Origin of the sequence: Shewanella sp. 4t3-1-2LB (assembly GCF_017368415.1) — a bacterium.
Classification (GTDB): domain Bacteria; phylum Pseudomonadota; class Gammaproteobacteria; order Enterobacterales; family Shewanellaceae; genus Shewanella; species Shewanella fodinae.
The window spans coordinates 1-3,332 of sequence record NZ_JAFNJD010000089.1; the positions used below are offsets into that span (position 1 = coordinate 1).

At 45.1% G+C, this 3,332-nt stretch carries 6 protein-coding genes; 1 reads left to right on the forward strand and 5 read right to left on the reverse strand.

Features of this window, described 5'->3' with window-relative positions:
- Positions 1-62 precede the first annotated feature (62 nt).
- From J3L11_RS18580 to J3L11_RS18595, 4 genes are read right to left on the reverse strand one after another with little or no spacing between them, the layout of a single operon-like run.
- Positions 63-269 (reverse strand): hypothetical protein, encoded by a 207-nt coding sequence (locus J3L11_RS18580; RefSeq protein ID WP_207571955.1) that lies wholly within the window; start codon positions 267-269, stop codon positions 63-65.
- Between the two features lie 9 nt (positions 270-278).
- Complete coding sequence (locus J3L11_RS18585; RefSeq protein WP_207571956.1) at positions 279-500, reverse strand: hypothetical protein; 222 nt, start codon at positions 498-500, stop codon at positions 279-281.
- Entirely contained in the window at positions 497-793 is a 297-nt protein-coding gene (locus tag J3L11_RS18590; protein ID WP_242695341.1) for a G5P family DNA-binding protein, read from the reverse strand. The genes J3L11_RS18585 and J3L11_RS18590 overlap by 4 nt, the downstream gene beginning before the upstream one ends.
- Before the next feature lie 9 nt (positions 794-802).
- Positions 803-1,945, reverse strand: coding sequence for a phage/plasmid replication protein, II/X family (locus J3L11_RS18595; protein ID WP_207571957.1), 1,143 nt, complete (start codon positions 1,943-1,945; stop codon positions 803-805).
- Positions 1,946-2,041: 96 nt separating this feature from the next.
- On the opposite strand from J3L11_RS18595, the gene J3L11_RS18600 reads away from it, so the two are divergent.
- On the forward strand, positions 2,042-2,494 hold the full coding sequence (locus tag J3L11_RS18600) for a helix-turn-helix transcriptional regulator (RefSeq protein ID WP_207571958.1): 453 nt from the start codon (positions 2,042-2,044) through the stop codon (positions 2,492-2,494).
- Between the two features lie 295 nt (positions 2,495-2,789).
- Here the strand turns inward: J3L11_RS18600 and J3L11_RS18605 are convergent, their stop codons facing one another.
- A complete protein-coding gene (locus tag J3L11_RS18605) occupies positions 2,790-3,104 on the reverse strand; it encodes a hypothetical protein (protein WP_207571959.1) in 315 nt (104 codons plus the stop codon).
- Positions 3,105-3,332: the final 228 nt, after the last annotated feature.

A 3,332-nucleotide genomic window follows, 5' to 3' on the forward strand; every position in this document is an offset into this window, starting at 1 on the left:
ACATTGTGCGCATTTATAAGTGAGGCTATTTGCGTGCTTGGCTGGATGACTGTGTGATTGGCCTAATCAGTCTCCAGCGGTTCAGCTTTGGTAATGCGCCGCAGTTGGCCAAAACAGTTCGGACAGCTCTCACTGAACACTGGCCGCAAGTTCTCAGGCCACCACGGTTTATAACACCGGGTACATTGATGTGTCGGTGCGTCTTTGCGTTCCACGAAGCTGATACCGCCTTTGTAACGCACTGGCCGCAGGTTTGACAAGTCAAGCATAGCAACTCCTTAAGCAGCGACAGCCGGCTCGATGCTGGACAACGCACCATAAACCGCTTGTTGATGGGATTGCAGTTGCTGTGTCAGGTTCTCTGACAGCAATTGCACCAGGGCCTGTTTCGGATCGTCTTCACACCAGTCATCAGCCAAATCGGCAAATGCCTGAACGGCGCGTTCCATTGCTTTCAGTGATACGTAAACAGATTCTGCGATTGTCATATCGGTTTTCATGCGGTGTGCTCCTTGCGATTGATAGGCACGATTTTCATGCCATAGCGCTTCAGTTCCAGACTGCCAAAGTTATTCACAATAAAACTGGACGGATCTATGGTGTATTTGCCCGCCGCAAATGGTGCTGCACTGTCGAGCTGTAGTGTCATTTCGACCGGGAACTTACCGCCAAGATTTGCATAAGCCGTCTGTTCATACATTGTGCGTCCCGGTTTGCCATCCTTGCTTGGCAAAGTGCGTGAACTGGTATTAACGTTTTCTGGAAAAATTTCGATTTCAAGTATTCCAAGCATGGGGACTCCTTAAGCAAAGGCTTTAAACGGTAAAATATTGGATTGAGCGACCTTGGGCAGTTGATACCAGTCAGGCACCGCTAATGGACTGACTTGGATAACTTCTGAGCGGCGAAGCGTTGGGCACATGCGGGTAACGTCGAATTGCTGACCAATATCGATACCGATGGCCTTTAGGCGGGCTTTATGTTCGTAAAATTGGCTACGTGAAAGACGATTTTTTAAATTTTCGCCGTGCTGCCAAATCATGGCGTAATTTTGGGTGGCATTAGCCGCTTGGCGACTATTAACTATGCCTTTTTCAAGCAGTAAATCAGCAATGGTCTGGTGTTCATCATGAGAGATCTGGATTGTCTTCATAGCGTTCTCGATGTAGTGCAGGTGCGGATAGAAGTCTGATTCAGTGACAGCGCCATAAAATTGCAGATTGTGACGTTTTAGAAAGGCCTGTCTGATGCTGTGTTCTTCGCGTACAACGCCCTGTGATTCGCAGTAAGTAATTAAATTTTCAATATATTCCAGTCTAGTATCTTGATTTTCTGTTACGGTTTTGCTCTCCTTTTTTAAGTGTTTACGTAGTTCTGCTGCTTTGTTGTAGAGCTTGGTCATTATCCAGTTAGACTTTTCGCGCCAGTTGCAGGTATTGCCATCTGGATAAAGTTTTGGAGCACAACCACGACCGATATTCATCCCTGACATCCCACGGATAAATGCCAGTTCGTTGCCCTGCCCGACCTGATGATTTACCGTCCAGTCGATGACCGTGATTTCTGCGCCATTGCCAACCAGTCGTGCTTTTTTGCCATCGGGGGACTGACGGTAATAAATTCGGGTATTTTTGGTGAACGGTGGCAGGTTTAAGGTGTTAAGTACGTGGTTATAAACACCAACACATTCATCCAATGTTTGCAGGCCAAAGAGGTTATCCGGGCGCTGCCAGCGTGACGGATTACCTTCTACCCTGTACCGTTGCCCGTCACAACGGATGGTAAGCTTGGTACTGAACGACCCTTCAAGGATTTTTTGGTCTACCGATGGCGGTAATGACTCCCCAGTTTCCAAATCGATACGTTCAATGACATGCCGACCGACCAGAGGCAAATTGCCCTCTGGATAGTCTTGTTGTATGCATAAACGATCGATGAAAAACAAAGTGACCAAAACCCTGTCAATAGCTCTATAGAGTAAATTTAATTCATTCTATAGAATCAATTATCACTGGAGCAAAAATATATAGGGTTAGAATTCATGCTGCAAGATAATTATGAGGGATTATTTATGTCTATAGGCGAAAACTTAAAGCGTTTGCGGCGTGATAAAGGTTGGACTCAGGGCGACCTAGCAAGTAAGTGTAAAATTCAACTTGGGCAGATATCAAAGATTGAGCGGGACGAAACAGATCCTAAACTAAGTACCATCTATTCACTGATAAACGCTTTAGAATGTTCCGCAGATGCATTGTTAGCAGACACTAAGAAATCCAACATAAACTCAGTTCTAGCTATTGCATTGGAACGACTAAAGCAAATTCCAGAAGAAGATAAAAGAATAATAATCAGGGTCATAGACAAATACTGTATGGCCTTACACATGACAAAAATGACCGAAAGACCAACGATCTTTGGAGGCACATTTTTGGATGGTAAAACAGCAGATATGCTTGATGAAAATGACGAGGAAAGTCCGGAAGTCCGGACTTAGTTTGGGTGTAACACGAACCCAAACCTAAAAGCCCTCGGTCGAGGGGGCGGCTTCGCTTGCCTCCCTCTCCCTCTCTCGACCTACCGAAATGATGAATATAACCGCAGGTTGTTGCGGTAAAGTTCGGGTGTCACTAGAACCCGAACCGCTGCGCGGTGCTGTGAGTGTCTTTTGTCTGCGACCATCTGGCCGATGGATGGCTGACAGGATGTGCCAGCTAAAGATGGCTTAGCAGGAGGAAAGAAGGACGGCGCCCCGTCCTTTTTCAAGAGCGTCTGGCATTAAGGGCAAGCCCTTAATAATCCCAATCATCGTCAGTAATTTCATTTTTATCCAATATTGAAGCCACTGCTTTAACGAACAGATCGAATGAAGTGATTTTAAATTTAGGGAAATGTGCCACCTCAGAATCTACTTCATCATCAAATGTGTAATGAATCAACGAGTCATCATTCAAATAAGCCTTATAGTGCCCTTTCCTATAAGGATTTGGCATAGAAAACTCACAGAGAAATACCAAGCTATAGTCTCCATTATCCCACTCGTCACTATTGGAATAAATACTGAATTTTAAATGATATTTTCTACAAAGCTTTGATAAGTCAGTCATATAGTAACCATGAGAATTCGCACAATACAGATTATATAAAAGAGCCGCCCGGTCATCAAAACTGCATTTTACCGGGCGGCTTTTCTACATAATGCTGGTCAACATTGTGCGCATTTATAAGTGAGGCTATTTGCGTGCTTGGCTGGATGACTGTGTGATTGGCCTAATCAGTCTCCAGCGGTTCAGCTTTGGTAATGCGCCGCAGTTGGCCAAAACAGTTCGGACAGC

Excerpts from the sequence above, each read along its gene's own strand:
- J3L11_RS18580 (WP_207571955.1), bottom strand. The coding sequence starts at position 269 with ATGCTTGACTTGTCAAACCTGCGGCCAGTGCGTTACAAAGGCGGTATC.
- J3L11_RS18585 (WP_207571956.1), bottom strand. The coding sequence starts at position 500 with ATGAAAACCGATATGACAATCGCAGAATCTGTTTACGTATCACTGAAA.
- J3L11_RS18590 (WP_242695341.1), bottom strand. The coding sequence starts at position 793 with ATGCTTGGAATACTTGAAATCGAAATTTTTCCAGAAAACGTTAATACC.
- J3L11_RS18600 (WP_207571958.1), top strand. The coding sequence starts at position 2,042 with ATGCTGCAAGATAATTATGAGGGATTATTTATGTCTATAGGCGAAAAC.
- J3L11_RS18605 (WP_207571959.1), bottom strand. The coding sequence starts at position 3,104 with ATGACTGACTTATCAAAGCTTTGTAGAAAATATCATTTAAAATTCAGT.